General features: G+C 64.3%; 16 protein-coding genes. 6 read left to right on the top strand and 10 right to left on the bottom strand.

Going from position 1 to position 16,517, the window contains the following annotated elements; genetic code table 11:
* Positions 1–96: 96 nt before the first annotated feature.
* The 6 genes from JN302_RS29445 to coxB all read right to left on the bottom strand — a co-directional run bounded on the left by JN302_RS29445 (position 97) and on the right by coxB (position 5,321).
* Entirely contained in the window at positions 97–978 is an 882-nt protein-coding gene (locus JN302_RS29445; RefSeq protein WP_202307776.1) for a cytochrome c oxidase subunit 3, read from the bottom strand.
* A 1-nt stretch (position 979) separates the two neighbouring features.
* A complete protein-coding gene (locus JN302_RS29440; protein WP_202307775.1) occupies positions 980–1,600 on the bottom strand; it encodes a cytochrome c oxidase assembly protein in 621 nt (206 codons plus the stop codon).
* A gap of 7 nt (positions 1,601–1,607) precedes the next feature.
* Positions 1,608–1,745, bottom strand: coding sequence for a hypothetical protein (locus JN302_RS29435; protein WP_202307774.1), 138 nt, complete (start codon positions 1,743–1,745; stop codon positions 1,608–1,610).
* Position 1,746: 1 nt separating this feature from the next.
* Complete coding sequence (locus tag JN302_RS29430; protein ID WP_202330064.1) at positions 1,747–2,691, bottom strand: heme o synthase; 945 nt, start codon at positions 2,689–2,691, stop codon at positions 1,747–1,749.
* A gap of 75 nt (positions 2,692–2,766) precedes the next feature.
* Positions 2,767–4,416: a cytochrome c oxidase subunit I gene (ctaD, locus tag JN302_RS29425; protein WP_202307772.1), complete on the bottom strand. Its 1,650-nt coding sequence runs from the start codon at positions 4,414–4,416 to the stop codon at positions 2,767–2,769.
* Between the two features lie 38 nt (positions 4,417–4,454).
* Positions 4,455–5,321, bottom strand: a complete 867-nt coding sequence (gene coxB, locus JN302_RS29420; protein WP_244742272.1) for a cytochrome c oxidase subunit II — start codon at positions 5,319–5,321, stop codon at positions 4,455–4,457.
* Positions 5,322–5,698: 377 nt separating this feature from the next.
* Here coxB and JN302_RS29415 point away from each other — a divergent pair, with 377 nt between their 5' ends.
* Positions 5,699–6,214: an invasion associated locus B family protein gene (locus tag JN302_RS29415; protein WP_202307770.1), complete on the top strand. Its 516-nt coding sequence runs from the start codon at positions 5,699–5,701 to the stop codon at positions 6,212–6,214.
* Between the two features lie 84 nt (positions 6,215–6,298).
* The gene (tldD, locus tag JN302_RS29410; protein ID WP_202330063.1) at positions 6,299–7,711 is read left to right on the top strand and encodes a metalloprotease TldD; all 1,413 of its coding nucleotides are present in this window, start codon (positions 6,299–6,301) and stop codon (positions 7,709–7,711) included.
* A 567-nt stretch (positions 7,712–8,278) separates the two neighbouring features.
* On the opposite strand, the gene JN302_RS29405 is transcribed toward tldD, so the two are convergent.
* The gene (locus JN302_RS29405) at positions 8,279–8,533 is read right to left on the bottom strand and encodes a type II toxin-antitoxin system prevent-host-death family antitoxin (RefSeq protein ID WP_202315120.1); all 255 of its coding nucleotides are present in this window, start codon (positions 8,531–8,533) and stop codon (positions 8,279–8,281) included.
* Positions 8,534–9,014: 481 nt separating this feature from the next.
* On the opposite strand from JN302_RS29405, the gene ispH reads away from it, so the two are divergent.
* The 3 genes from ispH to rnhA are packed head-to-tail and all read left to right on the top strand — an operon-like array spanning position 9,015 to position 11,458.
* On the top strand, positions 9,015–10,025 hold the full coding sequence (ispH, locus tag JN302_RS29400; protein WP_202330062.1) for a 4-hydroxy-3-methylbut-2-enyl diphosphate reductase: 1,011 nt from the start codon (positions 9,015–9,017) through the stop codon (positions 10,023–10,025).
* Between the two features lie 3 nt (positions 10,026–10,028).
* Complete coding sequence (locus JN302_RS29395; protein ID WP_202330061.1) at positions 10,029–10,997, top strand: homoserine kinase; 969 nt, start codon at positions 10,029–10,031, stop codon at positions 10,995–10,997.
* Positions 10,994–11,458 (top strand): ribonuclease HI, encoded by a 465-nt coding sequence (gene rnhA / locus JN302_RS29390; RefSeq protein WP_202330060.1) that lies wholly within the window; start codon positions 10,994–10,996, stop codon positions 11,456–11,458. Before JN302_RS29395 ends, rnhA begins: the two co-directional genes overlap by 4 nt.
* Before the next feature lie 65 nt (positions 11,459–11,523).
* Here rnhA and JN302_RS29385 read toward each other — a convergent pair whose 3' ends face one another.
* Together JN302_RS29385 and JN302_RS29380 are read right to left on the bottom strand one after the other, a co-directional pair.
* Entirely contained in the window at positions 11,524–12,009 is a 486-nt protein-coding gene (locus tag JN302_RS29385) for a peroxiredoxin (protein ID WP_202330059.1), read from the bottom strand.
* 86 nt (positions 12,010–12,095) lie between these two features.
* A complete protein-coding gene (locus JN302_RS29380; RefSeq protein ID WP_202330058.1) occupies positions 12,096–12,893 on the bottom strand; it encodes a protein-disulfide reductase DsbD domain-containing protein in 798 nt (265 codons plus the stop codon).
* 136 nt (positions 12,894–13,029) lie between these two features.
* On the opposite strand from JN302_RS29380, the gene JN302_RS29375 reads away from it, so the two are divergent.
* Positions 13,030–13,638: a YqgE/AlgH family protein gene (locus tag JN302_RS29375; RefSeq protein WP_202330057.1), complete on the top strand. Its 609-nt coding sequence runs from the start codon at positions 13,030–13,032 to the stop codon at positions 13,636–13,638.
* Here JN302_RS29375 and JN302_RS29370 read toward each other — a convergent pair.
* Positions 13,629–16,517: an EAL domain-containing protein gene (locus tag JN302_RS29370; RefSeq protein ID WP_202307760.1), complete on the bottom strand. Its 2,889-nt coding sequence runs from the start codon at positions 16,515–16,517 to the stop codon at positions 13,629–13,631. The genes JN302_RS29375 and JN302_RS29370 overlap by 10 nt on opposite strands.

Below are 16,517 nucleotides of genomic sequence, written 5' to 3'. Positions count from 1 at the left end.
CGTGCGGCCATTCGTCCGGCTGATCGGCCCGCGCAGAGGCCGAAACAAAAACGGCCGCGCAGGGGCGGCCGTTTCCTTGGTCATTTCCGTCGAGGCTCAACCGTGAGCGATGACGGCGCCCTGCGAGGCCCAGACATAGACGCAGGCGAACAGGAACAGCCAGACGACGTCGACGAAATGCCAGTACCAGGCAGCCGCCTCGAAGCCGAAATGCTGCTTCGGCGTGAAGCCGCCGGCCATGGCTCGGAACAGGCAGACGAGCAGGAAGATCGTGCCGACGAAGACGTGGAAGCCGTGGAAACCGGTCGCCATGTAGAAGGTGGCGCCGTAGATCGAGTCCCTGAAGCCGAACGGCGCGTGCATGTACTCATAGGCCTGGACGAACGAGAACAGCACGCCAAGCGCGACCGTCAGCGCAAGGCCCCAGACCAGGCCCTTGCGGTCGTCATGGATCAGGGCATGGTGGGCCCAGGTCACCGTCGTGCCGGAAAGCAGCAGGATGATCGTGTTGTAGAGCGGCAGATGGAAGGGGTCGAGGACCTCGGTGCCCTTCGGTGGCCAGACCCCGCCGGTATAGGCTTCGCGGGCATATTGCGCGGCCTCGTTGGGGAAAAGTGCGGCGTCGAAGAAGGCCCAGAACCAGGCCACGAAGAACATCACCTCGGAGGCGATGAACATGATCATGCCGTAGCGCAGGTGCAGCGAGACCACCTTGGTGTGATGGCCCTCATTGCCCTCCTTGATGGTATCCCGCCACCACCCGGCCATGACCATCAGCACGATGAAAAGGCCGATGACGAAGAGATACGGCGAAGCAAGATTCACGCCGAGGATGGGGAACTCGTTGCCCTTCAGATACTGCATGAAGCCGACGCCGCCGATCGCCATGACGAGCGCGCCGACGGAGCCGAGGAACGGCCACGGGCTGGGGTCGATGATGTGGTAGTCGTGCTGCGGTTTGGCGTGGGCGTTTGCCATTCTATCCCCCGAGTTGTCCGTCGGTAGTGGTCTTATCACCTTCCGCCTTCGGCGCAACCGCCACCGGCTTGTTCCCTTCGATCGGGAAGAAAGTGTACGAGAGGGTGATCGTCTTGATGTCCTTGAGTTCCGGCACGTCGACGATGGCCGGATCGACATAGAAGACGACGGGCATGTCGAGCGTTTCGCCAGGCTTCAGCGTGGTGTCGGTGAAGCAGAAGCACTCGACCTTGTTGAAATAGGCTCCGGCCATCTCGGGCGTGACGTTGAAGGTCGCGCGGCCGGCATTGGCCTTTGAGAATCGGTTGGTCGCCTTGTAGCTGGCCTGCGTCGTCTCGCCGATCTTGATCGTCACCTCGCGGGCCACCGGCTGGAAGTCCCAGGGCAGGCCAGCCGTGTTGGCGTCGAAGCGAATGGTGATGTCGCGGTCGAGCACGCGGTCGGAATACTGCTCGACGCGCTGCGTGGTGCCGCCATAGCCGGTGACCTGGCAGAACATCTTGTAGAGCGGCACGGCTGCATAGGCCATGCCGACCATACCGCCGAAGAAGGCGAGGCACACCCCGGCGACCAGCAGGTTGCTGCGGTCCTTGCTCGCGCTCTTGCTGCGATTCTCGACCATCACCGCCTCACATTCTGACGATGGTGGCGACGTAGAAGATGATGACCAGCGCGCCGAGCCCGATGCCGATGGCGATCGAGCGGCTGCGCTGAGCCTTCCTCTGTGCCTCGGTGAGCGTCACCATTTCGATATTGTTCTCGTTCATATCAGGCTCCGGGCAGGCCTATGGCGCGCGAGACGACGACGTCGCCCAGATACACCGCGAAGATGGCGAACAGATAGAGCAGCGAATAGGCGAACAGCTTCTTGGCGGGCTTCATGGCGCGATCGTCGTCGCCCATGCGCAGTACCTTCCACGCATACCAGACGAAACCGATGCCGAGGGCGATAGAAGCGGCGCCATAGACGGCCGTGGTGTAGCCGAGGATCCAGGGCAGCACGCCGACGGGCGCGATCAGCACCGAATAGACAAAGATCTGCCGGCGCGTCGAGGCATGGCCGGCGACGTTCGGCATCATCGGAATACCGGCGCGGCCGTAGTCCTCCGACTTGAACAGCGCGAGCGCCCAGAAATGCGGCGGCGTCCAGAGGAAGATGATCAGGAACAGGACAATGCTTTCCAGGCTGACCGAGCCGGTAGCCGCAGCCCAGCCGACGACAGGGGGGAAAGCGCCGGCGGCGCCGCCGATCACGATGTTCTGCGGCGTCGAGCGCTTCAGCCACATCGTGTAGATGACGGCATAGAAGAAGATGGTGAATGCGAGCAGGGCGGCTGCGAGCCAGTTGACGAGCACGCCGAGCGTCATCACCGAAAGGACTGAAAGCACCAGGCCGAAGACAAGTGCCTCGCCGGGTGCGACGCGGCCCGAGGGGATCGGGCGCTTGGCGGTGCGGGTCATCACCGCGTCGATGTCGGCGTCGTACCACATGTTGAGCGCGCCCGACGCACCGGCCCCGACGGCGATCGAGGCGATGGCGATCATGCCTATGAACGGGTTGACCGTGACGGGGGCGGCGGCGAGGCCGACGAAGGCCGTGAAGACCACGAGGGACATGACCCGCGGCTTGAGCAGCGCGAGATAGTCCGACGCCGTCGCTTCCGACATTCGGAAGCGGGCTTCGTCAAATCCGCTTTTCTGCACAAGGGCCATGCGTACTTAAGTCCATCATTCCGTTTGGCCGAAGCCGCCGGACCGGCCGGCGGCTTCAAGATCGTTTCCCGCCGATCACTTGATCTTCGGCAATTGCTCCCACTGGTGGAAGGGCGGCGGCGAAGGCAGCTGCCATTCCAGCGTGGTGGCGCCTTCGCCCCATGGGTTGGCTCCGGCGATACGCTTCTTCGAGAAGGCCTCGAACACGCCGTAGAGGAACACCAGGACGCCGAGGCCCGAGATATAGGAGCCGTAGGACGACACCAGGTTCCAGCCCGCAAAGGCATCGGGGTAGTCGATATAGCGGCGCGGCATGCCGGCGAGGCCGAGGAAGTGCTGCGGGAAGAAGACCAGGTTCACGCCGATGAACGTGACCCAGAAGTGGGTGCGGGCGATCAGCGGCGAGTACATGTAGCCGGTCATCTTCGGGAACCAGTAGTACCAGGCGGCGAAGATGGCGAAGACGGCGCCGAGCGACAGCACGTAGTGGAAGTGGGCGACCACGTAGTAGGTGTCGTGCAGCGAACGGTCCAGGCCGGCATTGGCGAGCTGGACGCCAGTGACGCCGCCCACGGTGAACAGGAAGATGAAGCCGATCGACCACAGCATCGGCGTGCGCATGGAGATCGAGCCGCCCCACATCGTGGCGATCCACGAGAAGATCTTCACGCCCGTCGGCACCGCGATGACCATGGTGGCGAACACGAAGTAGCGCTGCGTGTCGAGCGAAAGGCCGGTCGTGTACATGTGGTGCGCCCACACGATGAAGCCGACCGCGCCGATCGCCACCATGGCGTAGGCCATGCCGAGATAGCCGAAGATCGGCTTGCGCGAGAAGGTCGACACGATGTGGCTGACGATGCCGAAGCCCGGCAGAATCAGGATGTAGACTTCCGGGTGCCCGAAGAACCAGAACAGGTGCTGGAACAGGATCGGGTCGCCGCCGCTCTCGGGCGCGAAGAAGGCCGTGCCGAAATTACGGTCGGTCAGCAGCATGGTGATGCCGCCCGCCAGCACCGGCAGCGAGAGCAGCAGCAGGAAGGCGGTGATCAGCACGGACCAGGCGAAGAGCGGCATCTTGTGCAGCGTCATGCCTGGGGCGCGCATGTTGAAGATCGTGGTGATGAAGTTGATCGCGCCGAGGATCGACGACGCGCCGGCGATGTGCAGCGACAGGATCGCGAGATCCATCGCCGGTCCGGGCTGGCCGCTGGTCGAAAATGGCGGATAGATCGTCCAGCCGCCGCCCACGCCATAGGCGCCGGGCGCGCTCGGCACGAAGGCCGACAGGATCAGAAGGAGGAACGCCGGAGGCAGCAGCCAGAACGAGATGTTGTTCATGCGCGGGAACGCCATGTCGGGCGCGCCGATCATGAGCGGCACCATCCAGTTGGCGAAGCCGCCGATAAGCGCCGGCATGACCATGAAGAAGATCATGACCAGGGCATGGGCCGTGGTGAAGGCGTTGAACATGCTCTTGCCGCCGTCGATGGCGGCGTCGCCGTCGAGGCCGTAGACCATCTGCGCCAGGCCGGTGAAGATCTGGATTCCCGGCTCCTGGAGTTCCATGCGCATGACGATCGACAGCGCGCCGCCGATGATGCCGGCGCAGATCGCGAAGATCAGGTAGAGCGTGCCGATGTCCTTGTGGTTGGTCGAATAGACCCAGCGCACCCAGCCTTTCGGCTTGTGGTCGTGGTCGTCGTGAGCTGCAGCGCCTGCCATGTTCCGCTCCGTTCCTTAGTCCCTATCGGTTCGCGGCATCAGTTGCCGGCGACCGCCACTTTGTTGTCGCCGTCAACCGCGGCCATCAGCGCCTTGTTCGCGCCGGGCAGGTCGGTCTTCGCAGCCGCGAGCCAGGTATTGTACTGGTCTTCCGATACGACGCGGATCGCGATCGGCATGTAGGCGTGGTCCTTGCCGCAGAGCTCGGAGCACTGGCCGTAGAAGAGGCCCTCCTTCTCGGCCTTGAACCAGATCTCGTTGATGCGGCCCGGCACGGCGTCGGTCTTCACGCCGAAGGCCGGCATGGCGAAGGCATGGATGACGTCGCTGGCGGTGACCAGAACGCGCGTCGTCGTGTTGACGGGAACGACGACTTCGTTGTCGACGGCCAGGAGCCGCGGATACCTCGCCTTGTCTTCCTTGCCGGCCGCGGCGCGGTCGCCTTCCTGAAGCATGGCCGAGTTGAAGGAGAGCGCATCCTCGACCTGGTACTCATAGTCCCAGTTCCACTGGTTGCCGGTGGCCTTGATGGTCAGCTTCGGCTCTTCCGGCGGTGTGTACTGCGCCGTCAGGAGCTGGAAGGAGGGAACGGCCAGGGCCAGGAGCACCACGACCGGACCGACGGTCCAGATGACCTCGATCAACGTATTGTGGCTGGTGCGCGAGGGCACGGGATTGGCGCTCGCACGGAATTTCAGGATGCAGTAGGCGAGCAGCACGAGCACGAGAAGCGTGATCGGGATGATGAACCACAGCGTATATTTCTCGAACCATTCGATCTGTTCCATGATCGGCGTCGCCGCCGCCTGGAAACGCCACTGCCACGGCGTCGGCTGGTCCGCATAGGCCGCCGCCGCGGGGAGGAATGCCGTCAGTGCGGCTGCGCCAGCAAGGAATTTTCTCATCGCCCTCATCATCTCCCAGTCTTTGCGGCCAGGTCGTCGTCAAAGCCCGCCGGAACTGGAATCCCGGCGGCCATGGCGCGTTCAAACCATACTCTCATTGCGACCGCAAGGAATGAGCGGAACAGATCATGCGGCATTTTTGCGCGCGCCGGCCGGTGTGGAGAAACGGTGGTCCACCGATGCCCCCCGCGGCAGCGACCGGGCTTCGCACCTTGTGCGATGGCCGTTGGCCGATAAGGCGGTGTGGCGTCGCAATTCGGGCGGATTTGCTCCCGAAAAGTCGGCGGGCTTGGCAATTTGGCTGTTCTGAAGCGCATGCTTGTCCTTTACTTGACGCTGCCGGGAACTAAATTGCCGTGATTCGTTATGGAGCAGCCATGATCACTGGGCTTTTCAGACCGCTGGCGCAGGTCTTCCTGTGCGCTGCCGCCGTCGGGGTCTTCTCGACGGCTTCCGCCCAGCAGAGCGGAACGGTCAAGTCGACGCACGGCGCCTGGTCCGTGGTGTGCGATACGCCGGCGGGGGCAACCGCCGAGCAATGCGCCATGATGCAGAACGTCGTAGCGGAGGATCGTCCTGAGGTTGGCCTGTCGGTCGTCGTGCTGCGCACGGCCGACAACAAGGCGGAGATCCTGCGCGTGCTCGCCCCGCTCGGAGTGCTCCTCCCCAACGGCCTCGGCCTCAATGTCGACGGCAAGGACATCGGTCGCGCCTATTTCGTGCGCTGCTTCCAGGACGGATGCTATGCCGAGGTCATCCTTGAGAAGCAGTTGCTCGACACGCTGAAGACCGGCACGTCGGCCACCTTCATCGTCTTCCAGACGCCTGAGGAAGGTATCGGCATCCCGGTCGACCTCAAGGGTTTCGGCGAAGGCTTCGCGGCGCTGCCCTGAGCAGGTGACATTGCCCGCATTGCCTTCGGGTGTGACCGCGCCTACATGCCCGTACAGTCATTCCATCCAGCAAGGCGGCAGGCGATGAACAGCATTCTCGGCCAGTTCGACATTTCCGAAGACAAGGTGCGCCGGGTCGTCGCCGACACGATCGCGGGCGCCGATGACGGCGAGCTTTATCTCGAATACAGCGAGAGCGAGGCGCTGATGTTCGACAACGGCCGGCTGAAGACCGCGAACTTCAACACCGATCAGGGGTTCGGGCTGCGGGCGGTCGCCGGCGAAGCGACCGGCTATGCCCATTCCAGCGAGCTTTCCGAAAGCGCGCTGCTGCGCGCCTCGGACGCTGTTTCGGCCGTCAAGGGCGGCTATTCGGGCACGCTGGCCGCGGCTCCGGCGCGCACCAACCGTCATCTCTACGGCGACGAGAACCCGATTCCGTCGCCGTCTTTCGCAGAGAAGGCGAAGCTCCTTCAGGAGATCGACGCCTTCCTGCGCAATAAGGACCCGCGGGTGCGCCAGGTGACGGCATCGCTTGCTTCCTCCTGGCAGCATGTCGAGATCCTGCGCGCCGACGGCCAGATCGTCCGCGACATCCGCCCGCTGGTGCGCGTCAATGTCTCGGTGGTGGTGGGCGAGGGCGATCGCCAGGAGACCGGCTCGTACGGCATGGGCGGCCGCAAGGGCTTCGGCGAGTTCCTTGTCGAGGACAGCTGGAGGTTCGCCGCCGACGAAGCCCTGCGTCAGGCGCTGGTCAATCTGCAGGCCGTTCCCGCGCCGGCCGGCACTTTCGACATCGTGCTGTCCAGCGGCTGGCCGGGTGTCATGCTGCACGAGGCCGTCGGCCACGGGCTGGAAGGCGACTTCAACCGCAAGAAGACATCGGCCTTCGCCGGGCTGATGGGCCAGCAGGTGGCGGCCAGGGGCGTCACCGTGGTCGACGACGGCACCATAGCCGAGCGTCGCGGCTCGCTTACGGTCGACGACGAGGGCACCCCAACCGCCCGCAATGTCCTGATCGAGGACGGCAAGCTTGTCGGCTACATGCAGGACCGGCAGAATGCCAGGCTGATGGGTATGGAGGCGACGGGCAACGGCCGTCGCGAATCCTACGCGCACCAGCCGATGCCGCGCATGACCAACACCTTCATGACGGCGGGCGACCTCGACCCCGCCGAGATCATCGCCTCGGTGCCGCACGGCATCTACGCCGTTTCCTTCGGCGGCGGCCAGGTCGACATCACGTCAGGCAAGTTCGTGTTCGGCTGCACGGAAGCCTACATGATCGAGAACGGCAAGGTCACGCAGCCGATCAAGGGCGCGATGCTGATCGGCAACGGACCCGACGCGATGCACCGGGTGACCATGGTCGGCAACGACATGAAGCTCGACACCGGCATCGGCATGTGCGGCAAGGCCGGTCAGGGCGTGCCGGTCGGTGTCGGGCAGCCGCATCTGCGCATGAACCAGATGACGGTCGGCGGCACGCGGGTTTAGCGGGTATCGGCCGAAGGTTCGAGAGCCCTCAAGACATGTCGCGCAAGAGTGTGCAGCAGTTTTGCGCGACATGCGTAACTCTACTTCATTTGACGCATGTCCTTTTGGCCGAAAACGGTGACCACTTCGGGAGAAATGCTTAGTCGTCTCGCGGCACGACGCGCGCGCGGCGGATTTTTTGCGCTTCCACGATCGCTTGCCGAAGCTCTTCGAACAGTCCGCGCGGCAGCATTCCGTAGTGATAGGAACCATCTGGTCGCGGCCGAAGATCGTAGCCAGGCCACGTAAAGCGATTGAGTTCGTCGAAGCGAATCCAATGCCGTGCGCCGTCTAGCCCAAGGCTGCGGCACACAGTATCCGGGACCTCCAGGGATGTGCCCGAATCCTCCGGCGGGCGATGCGTGATGGGCGCGACAATCGTGCGAACCTGTCCGCCCTCGCCGTGAGGAACTGCCACAACAATGGCGCAAGGGCGGTCCTTCGTACCCTCGACAGCACCCTGATCGTGTTCTGAACTCCAAAGGAAGCTGTAACGAATGACGAGGCCCGGTCTTGGCGTAGGGATGTTCACTTGGGCGCGGCGCCATACTCGGCAGCTTCGATGGCCGCTATCGTATCGTCGTCGAGGTCGCCGATCTTCAAAACTTCACGTTCCCGTTGCTTGAGGCGCTCAAAATGCTCCAGTTCCGCCGCAGAGAGATAGGCCCCAACCACGCGGCCGTGACTGGTCACATTGATGACGCCCACTTTGATCGCCTCATCCTGATATTTTCCGAAGTTCCGTGAGAAATCGCTCGCGGGAACGGTTGGAGCCTGATGCATCAAAGCCTCCTGCGAAATTTGCATAATTTGCGTAATTTGCGCGATAATGTCAAGGGTGGACAGCGATGGCGCTGCGGGGGCAGTGTGTCTCATCTGGTTGTGCGGATCGCGGAAGGCCAGTCAACCTCCGCGCAACAAAGATACGGGGCGACGTGCCGGAAGATCACCTTCTTCCAGTGGCGAGTTCACCAGAAGCCGTCCGAGCGATGGCCGAGGCGCTGATTCCTTCTCGCCGTGCCTCGTGATCACGCGGCGCTCGGCCCCGTCGTCGCGGCGTGACAATGGGGCTCTCGCGTCCTGACGTTGGATTTCCTTCATGGCCGCACTCCGCATATGAGCATAGCTACTGCATAAGCGATCCTGTGCGCTGGCCAAACAGGGAAGCCGCAGACGGCTTGCCGCCGCCATGCCGCAACCTTTCGCCCTTGACATGGATAGGGCCGGGACATCATTTCGGGCGCGCTCAATCGATCGGAAAGCCATGCCCGCCCCAACCAAAAAGCCGCCGCTGACGATCCGGCTCTGCCAGCCGCGCGGTTTCTGCGCCGGCGTCGACCGCGCCATCCAGATCGTGGTGCTGGCACTGAAGAAATACGGTGCGCCGGTCTATGTCCGGCATGAGATCGTCCATAATCGCTACGTGGTCGAGGGGCTTCAGAACCTCGGGGCCGTCTTCATCGAGGAGCTTCACGAGATCCCGCCGGACCACCGGGAATGCCCGGTGGTGTTTTCCGCGCATGGCGTGCCGAAATCCGTGCCGCAGGATGCCGAGGCGCGCAACCTCTTCTATCTCGACGCGACCTGTCCGCTGGTCTCGAAGGTCCACAAGCAGGCCATGCGCCACCAGCGGCTCGGCCGCCATGTGCTGCTGATCGGCCATGCCGGCCACCCCGAGGTGATCGGCACGATGGGGCAGCTTCGCGACGGCACGGTGACGCTCATCGAGACCGAGGCCGATGCAGTGCGGTTCGAGCCCCTGGACCCTGCCGCGCTGGGCTTCGTCACCCAGACCACGCTGTCGGTCGAGGATACGGCCGGCATCATCCGCGTGCTCACGGAGCGTTTCGCCGATCTGCATGCTCCTGCTGCCGAATCGATCTGCTACGCCACGACCAACCGCCAGGAGGCGGTCAAGGAAACGGCCTCCGGAGCGGATCTCTTCCTTGTCGTCGGCGCGCCCAATTCCTCGAATTCGCGGCGCCTCGTCGAGGTGGCCGAGCGTGCCGGCGCGAAAATGTCGCTTCTCGTCCAGCGGGCTTCCGAGATTCCGTGGGATGAGGTCGGCGGGATCTCGACGTTGGGACTTTCGGCAGGTGCCTCCGCGCCCGAGATCATCGTGGACGAAATCATCGACGCTTTCCGCGAACGGTTCGACGTCCATGTCGATCTCGCGGTGACTGCGACCGAAACGGAGAATTTCCCAGTGATGCGTGCGCTGCGCGATGTCGATCTGACGGCTGCCGACATGGCGTTCGTCAACGGGGACCGTTGAGGCATGGCTGTCTACACGGACATCACGGAGGGCGAGCTCGACGCCTTCCTCGAGCGCTACAACGTCGGCCGGCTTCTGTCCTACAAGGGCATCGCGGAAGGCTCGGAGAACTCGAACTTCCTGCTCCATACGGCGAGCGGCTCCTACATCCTGACGCTCTATGAAAAACGCGTCGATCAGGCTGACCTGCCTTTCTTCCTCGGGCTGATGGATCACCTGGCCGGGAAGGGCATCAATTGCCCGCTGCCGGTGCATCGCAGCGACGGTACCGTCATCGGCACGATCGCCGGTCGGCCCGCCGCCCTGATCACGTTCCTGGAGGGCATGTGGCCGCGACGGCCGACCGCCGCCCATTGCCGCGAGGTGGGAAAGGCGCTCGCCGGCCTGCATCTCGCCGGCGCCGACTTTCCGCTCACACGAAGGAACGCGCTGTCCTTCGACGGCTGGAGGAAGCTGTGGGGCGCCGCACGTCCGCGCGCCGACGAGGTGGAGCCAGGCCTGTCGGCCGAGGTGGATGCGGATTTCGCCGAACTCGCCGAGAAGTGGCCCGCCGACCTGCCGTTAGGCGTCATCCATGCCGATCTCTTCCCCGACAATGTGTTCTTCCTGGGCGACGAACTCTCGGGCATCATCGATTTCTACTTCGCCTGCAACGATCTCTTCGCCTACGACCTGGCGACCTGTCTCAACGCCTGGTGCTTCGAGAAGGATCACGCATTCAATCTGACGAAGGGTACCGCCTTGCTCGCCGGCTACCAGAGCGTGCGGCCGTTGAGCGCCAGGGAGGTGGAAGCTCTCCCGATCCTGGCCCGCGGTTCGGCTCTGCGCTTCATGCTGACCAGGCTCTACGACTGGCTGACCATCCCCGACGGCGCCCTGGTGCAGAAGCGGGATCCGCTCGAATATGTCCGCCGCCTGCGCTTCCACCGCAGCATAAAGTCGCCGTCCGAATTCGGGATCGAACCACGATGAAATCCGTCGAGATCTTCACCGACGGGGCCTGTTCGGGAAATCCCGGCCCCGGCGGTTGGGGCGCCATCCTGCGCTACAACGAAGCCGTCAAGGAGCTTTCCGGCGGCGAGCCGGAGACGACCAACAACCGCATGGAGTTGATGGCCGCCATCCAGGCGCTGGGCGCCCTCAAGCAGCGGTGCAAGGTCGATTTCTACACCGACAGCAACTACGTCAAGGACGGCATCAACGGCTGGATCGAAGGTTGGAAGCGCAACGGCTGGAGGACGGCGGCCAAGGCGCCGGTCAAGAATGCCGAGCTCTGGCGGGCGCTCGACGAGGCGCGCAGCCGCCATCAGGTGACGTGGCATTGGGTCAAGGGCCATGCCGGCCATCCCGAAAACGAGCGGGCCGACGAACTCGCCCGTATGGGCATGGCGCCGTTCAAGAAGCGGAAGCCGCCGCTGGCCCCGAAGGGGTGAAGGCCGAGGCTCAGGCGTTTTGGATGACAGGGCGGCCCGGTCGTGTCCGAGGCCGCCCTTTGATCTCAGAGCTGTTCGAGGATCTTCGCCGCGCCGGAAATTACGGCCTGTCCCGGAGCATCCTCGACGTTGAGCGCGGTCACCTGGCCATTCTCGACGATCATGGAGAAACGCTTGGAGCGGAGTCCGAGGCCGCCGGCGCTCAGATCAATGTCGAGCCCGATCGACTTGACGAAGTGGCCGCTGCCGTCGGCGAGGAACAGGATCTTGCCTTCAGCGCCCGTGAAACGGGCCCAGGCACGCATGACGAACTGGTCGTTGACGGCCACCACGGCGATCGTGTCCACGCCCTTGGCCAGAATGGCGTCGCGGTTCTCCAGATAGCCCGGCAGGTGGTTGTTGCTGCACGTCGGCGTGAAGGCTCCAGGCACGGCGAACAGCACGACCTTCTTCCCGGCGAAGAGCTCCGCCGTGGTCATGTCCTTGGCCCCGTCGTCGGTCATGATCTTGAAGCTGGCTTCGGGGAGCTTGTCACCGATCTTGATGGTCATGTCGCCTGTCCTTTTGTTGGCGGTCGATGGGCGGCAAGCCTTAGCTGCTCGATCGCGCCGCCGCAATCGCCCGCCGCGAAAGCTGATCAGGGAAAGGGCAGGGCGCCTTCCACAGCGCCGGCATCCGTCGTCAGCGTGTAGCGCAGCGCACCCTGGGTCGGCGCGGTCGCGGGCCGCGCCAGCAGCGGGATCGAGAATCGGACCTTGCCGCCGGCCTCTCGGCGTTCGGGCGTGCCGAAGACATAGCCCTGTTCGCCGGCGAGGAAGAAATCAATCGGTTCGGCGCCGGCCGGCGCATGCGCCTCGACTTCGACATGCCCGGCGTCGCTCGCCAGGAGCTTCACGCCGAAGCCGGGATGCTCGGGTTTCGGCAGCGCGGCGAACGCTGCCTCCACCAAGGCCGTGTCGGCGGCGTTGCCGGGATCGCCGGCGGGGTCTACCTCCAGCCGGCCCTGGACCGGAATGCAGATCGTCTCGCAGATGCCCAGGAAGATGTCGGCGTCGATTTTGCCCGCCTCCGAACCCTTCAGCGTGAACTTCACCGGCAGCGCGACCGAATGCTTGTAGCCGGCCCATTTCGAATAGCCGTCGTCGAAACGATGCGGTGCCGGAAAGGAAAGCTCGGCCGAAACGATGCTCGGGCTGGCCGAGACATCCACGACGGGCGGCACGCCCGCCTCGCCCGGATCCCGCCAATAGGTCTTCCAGCCGGGCAGGAGATCGATCTGGAGGGCGCCGGTGAGGAGGCCATGGGCATCCGGAGCGCCGGCCGTGACGAGCCGCACCCGTCCACCCTGCGTTTCGAGCCAGGCGCTCGACGACGCAACGGCTTCCAGGGGACGCGCGGCAAGAACGAACAAGAGGATCAGGCTCTGGCGAAGCATGGCGGAGATTTGACCGTTGGACGCAGGCTCGGCAATCCGGAGAAGGGCATCTCTCCATCATTTTTGCGTGAGGCTGGGGCCCTTCCGGGCCGAAACTCATCTTTCAACGGCGGGAAAAAAGCGTTACCTTTCTCCGATGGATCTCCTGCGGCGAAAAGGGGCCGTGTCGAATCGCGGCTTCCTCGATGATCAGTTCCTCATCGCCATGCCCGGCATGAAGGATGATCGATTCGCGCGTTCGGTCATCTATGTCTGCGCCCATAGCGAGGAAGGCGCGATGGGGCTGATCATCAACCAGGTCCAGCAGATGCGCTTTCCAGACCTTCTGGTCCAGCTCGGTATCATGGACGAACAGGAGGCGATCCGGCTGCCGTCCAAGACACGGGACTTCATGATCCGCAACGGCGGTCCGGTCGATCGCAGCCGGGGCTTCGTGCTGCATTCGGACGACTATACCGTCGAATCCTCTATGCCCGTCTCGGAAGACGTCTGCCTGACGGCGACGGTCGACATATTGCGGGCGATCTCCGCCGGGCGCGGCCCGCGCCATGCGCTGATGGCCCTCGGCTATGCGGGCTGGGGTGCGGGTCAGCTGGAGAGCGAGATCGCCGACAATGGCTGGCTCACCTGCCCGGCGAACATCGATCTCCTGTTCGATACCGACATCGAGCGCAAATATGACCGGATCCTCGCCTCGATCGGCATCGACCCGACGCGGCTGAGCCACAGCGCCGGTCACGCCTGAGCCAGCGGATACTGTTCCTTCAGCGTCTTGAGCGCCGCGTCGCCCGCCATGGGCGCCCCGAACATGTAGCTCTGCGCATATTCGCAGCCTATCTGCCTGAGCTGCAGAGCGTCGTGCTCGTCTGAAATGCCCTCGGCCACGACCGAGAGGCCGAGCTCGTGCGCCATGTTGATCATGGATTTCAGCAGCACGTCGCGCTTGGGCGTGCTGTCGTCCAGGAAGCTCTTGTCGATCTTGATCGTGTCAAAGGGGAAGCGCGTCAGATAGGAGAGCGACGAGTAGCCGGTGCCGAAATCGTCGAGCGACAGGCCTATGCCGAGCTGCTTCAGCTTGGCGAGCACATGGGCCGACTGTTCCGGATTGTCCATCACGAGGGATTCGGTCAGTTCGAGGCGGAAGCAGCGCGGCTTGATGCCGGCGCGGGCGACGACCGAGCGCACATCGCTGACAAGGTCGCGGCGGATGAGCTGTCTGCTCGAAAGATTGACCGACATGGACAGGGGCACGTCGCCGATCTGGCGCTGCCAATTCGACAAATCCTCGGCGGCCCTTTGCATGACGAACAGGCCGAGCGGCACGATCAGGTCGCAATTCTCGGCGACCGGAATGAAATCCGACGGAGGGATCAGCCCCCGCCGTGGATGATCCCATCGGATCAGCGCTTCGAAACCGGCGATGCTGCGGTCTTCGAGGCGCACGATCGGCTGATAGGCCAGCGTGAGCTCCTTGCGTTCGATCGCCCGCCGCAGGTCGGATTCGAGCTGGAGCCGGTCGGTCCCCACGGACCGGAAGGCCGGCCGGAAAGGCTCGATGCGATCGCCGCCGAAGCGCTTCGCCTGATGCATGGCGAGCTGCGCGTCCTTGATCATGTCGTCGGCGGTCGACTGCGAATCCGTCCAGGTGAGCAGGCCGATGGAAGCGGTGAGCACGATCTCGCGCTTGGCGAAGGTGATCGGCGCGCGGATCGCCTGCTTGACCGCGTCGGCCACCGCCGCAATGCGTGCCGGATCCTGCTCGGACAGCAGCATCATGGCGAACTGGTCGCCCGCGAGCCTCGACAGCGCGTCACGCGGTTTCAGCAGGCGGTGCAGGCGCCTTGCGATGGTGAGCAGGATCGTGTCGCCTGCGGAAATGCCGAGGCCGTCATTGACCTGCTTGAAGCGGTCGATGTCGACGACGAAGACAGTCGGCCGCAGCCTTTCCTCGGAGCGGGCGATGGCGATCATGCCGTCGAGCCTGTTGAGGAACAGCTCCCGGTTGGGCAGCCCCGTCAGATTATCGTGGACGGCATCGTGCAGCAGCCGTTCCTCGGCCTTCTTCTGCTCCGTCACGTCGACAAGCGTGCCCACGCAGCGGATCACTTCGCCGTCGGACCCGACCACGGGGCGGGCGCGCAGCGAGAACCAGTGATAGTGGCCGTCGGAGCCGCGCAGCCGGAAGTTCTGGGAAACGCGGCCGCGGCGATGCTCCAGCACCACGTCCAGAGTCGTGCGGAATGTGTCGCGGTCGTCGCTGTGGAGCACGGGCAGCCAGTTGCGCGCCGGCCCGGTGAGGGCATTGGCGGCGAGGCCGAGCTGCAGACTGACGTCGGGCCGGGTCACCACGCGGTCGCGCAGCACATCCCAGTCCCAGACGATGTCGCCCGAGCCGGTGATCGCCAAAGCCTGGCGCTCCATGTCGCTGAACAGGCCCTGGTGCAGCGCGCCGCCCGCGAAGGCGTGCTGCATCACCGTGAAGCCAATCAGGAGGATGATCAGGATCAGCCCCCCGCCGAGGGCCGGCTGGACGACGTCGTTGTCGAGCATGCCTGTCACCGCCATCCACGACCCGCCGAGCCACACCAGCACCATCAGCCAGCTTGGCACCAGCATGATCGCGCGGTCGTAGCCTTGCGTGCCGAGATAGACGATCAGGCCGAGCCCGATCACTGCCGTGGCCGCGAAGGACAGGCGTGCGATGCCGGCCGCGACGGCGGGGTCTATGACCGCCACGCCGGCGATCAGGAACAGGCCCAGTATCCAGGCGAGCGCGCCGTAGCTGAAATGGCCGTGCCAGCGATTGAGGTTGAGATAGGTGAACAGGAACACCACGAAGGTGCCGGCGAGCGCCACTTCCGTTCCGGCCCGCCACAGCTGCTCGCTGCCGGGCGATATCTCGATGACCTTGTTGAGGAAACCGAAGTCGATACAGATATAGGCGAGCACCGCCCAGGCGAGCGCGGCGGTGGCCGGGAACATGGAGGTTCCCTTCACCACGAAAAGGATGGTGAGGAACAGCGCCAGAAGCCCGGCGATGCCGATCACGATGCCGCGGAACAGCGTGTAGGAATTGACCGTATCCTTATAGGGCTCGGGGTCCCATAGATAGACCTGCGGCAGCTTGGGCGAGGCAAGTTCGGCGACGAAGGTGATCACCGCGCCGGGATTGATGGTGACGAGGAAGACGTCGGCGTCCGGGCTCGCCTGCCGGTCGAGCGCGAAGCCTTCGCTGGGCGTGATCGCCGCGATGCGGCTCGAACCCAGGTCGGGCCAGAACAGGCCGGAATTCACGAGCCGGAAATGCGGCGCGACGATCAGACGGTCGAGCTGCTGGTCGGTGGTGTTGGCGAGCGCAAAGACCGCCCAGTCGCCGGTCGAGCGCGCGTCGTTGGCCTCGACCTCGATGCGTCTCACGATGCCGTCGGGGCCGGGAGCCGTCGAAACCTGGAAGTTCTCGCCCTGGTTCCGGTAGATCTCGACCGCGCCCGAGAGATCGAGCGCAACGTCGTCGCGGGATATCTTGATCGGCTCGATCGCGGAAGCCGGGGAGACGGCGCAGACTGCGGCAATCGCCGCCAGGGCGAGCGCGAGCAGGATGCGCGTCCGAAGGAAGATCGCCAA

The sequence above is a fragment of the Mesorhizobium sp. L-8-3 genome (assembly GCF_016756615.1).
In the GTDB taxonomy this organism is placed as follows: Bacteria; Pseudomonadota; Alphaproteobacteria; order Rhizobiales; family Rhizobiaceae.
Note: the sequence above shows the minus strand (reverse complement) of the source record. Positions and strands in the feature narration are given on the sequence as shown.

What these genes read in the sequence shown, in the direction of transcription:
- JN302_RS29405 (WP_202315120.1), bottom strand. Translation starts at nt 8,533, where the DNA reads ATGCATCAGGCTCCAACCGTTCCCGCGAGCGATTTCTCACGGAACTTC.
- JN302_RS29435 (WP_202307774.1), bottom strand. Translation starts at nt 1,745, where the DNA reads ATGAACGAGAACAATATCGAAATGGTGACGCTCACCGAGGCACAGAGG.
- JN302_RS29375 (WP_202330057.1), top strand. Translation starts at nt 13,030, where the DNA reads ATGGATCTCCTGCGGCGAAAAGGGGCCGTGTCGAATCGCGGCTTCCTC.
- JN302_RS29430 (WP_202330064.1), bottom strand. Translation starts at nt 2,691, where the DNA reads ATGGCCCTTGTGCAGAAAAGCGGATTTGACGAAGCCCGCTTCCGAATG.
- tldD (WP_202330063.1), top strand. Translation starts at nt 6,299, where the DNA reads ATGAACAGCATTCTCGGCCAGTTCGACATTTCCGAAGACAAGGTGCGC.
- coxB (WP_244742272.1), bottom strand. Translation starts at nt 5,321, where the DNA reads ATGAGAAAATTCCTTGCTGGCGCAGCCGCACTGACGGCATTCCTCCCC.
- JN302_RS29395 (WP_202330061.1), top strand. Translation starts at nt 10,029, where the DNA reads ATGGCTGTCTACACGGACATCACGGAGGGCGAGCTCGACGCCTTCCTC.
- ispH (WP_202330062.1), top strand. Translation starts at nt 9,015, where the DNA reads ATGCCCGCCCCAACCAAAAAGCCGCCGCTGACGATCCGGCTCTGCCAG.
- JN302_RS29445 (WP_202307776.1), bottom strand. Translation starts at nt 978, where the DNA reads ATGGCAAACGCCCACGCCAAACCGCAGCACGACTACCACATCATCGAC.
- JN302_RS29415 (WP_202307770.1), top strand. Translation starts at nt 5,699, where the DNA reads ATGATCACTGGGCTTTTCAGACCGCTGGCGCAGGTCTTCCTGTGCGCT.
- JN302_RS29385 (WP_202330059.1), bottom strand. Translation starts at nt 12,009, where the DNA reads ATGACCATCAAGATCGGTGACAAGCTCCCCGAAGCCAGCTTCAAGATC.
- ctaD (WP_202307772.1), bottom strand. Translation starts at nt 4,416, where the DNA reads ATGGCAGGCGCTGCAGCTCACGACGACCACGACCACAAGCCGAAAGGC.
- JN302_RS29440 (WP_202307775.1), bottom strand. Translation starts at nt 1,600, where the DNA reads ATGGTCGAGAATCGCAGCAAGAGCGCGAGCAAGGACCGCAGCAACCTG.
- JN302_RS29380 (WP_202330058.1), bottom strand. Translation starts at nt 12,893, where the DNA reads ATGCTTCGCCAGAGCCTGATCCTCTTGTTCGTTCTTGCCGCGCGTCCC.
- rnhA (WP_202330060.1), top strand. Translation starts at nt 10,994, where the DNA reads ATGAAATCCGTCGAGATCTTCACCGACGGGGCCTGTTCGGGAAATCCC.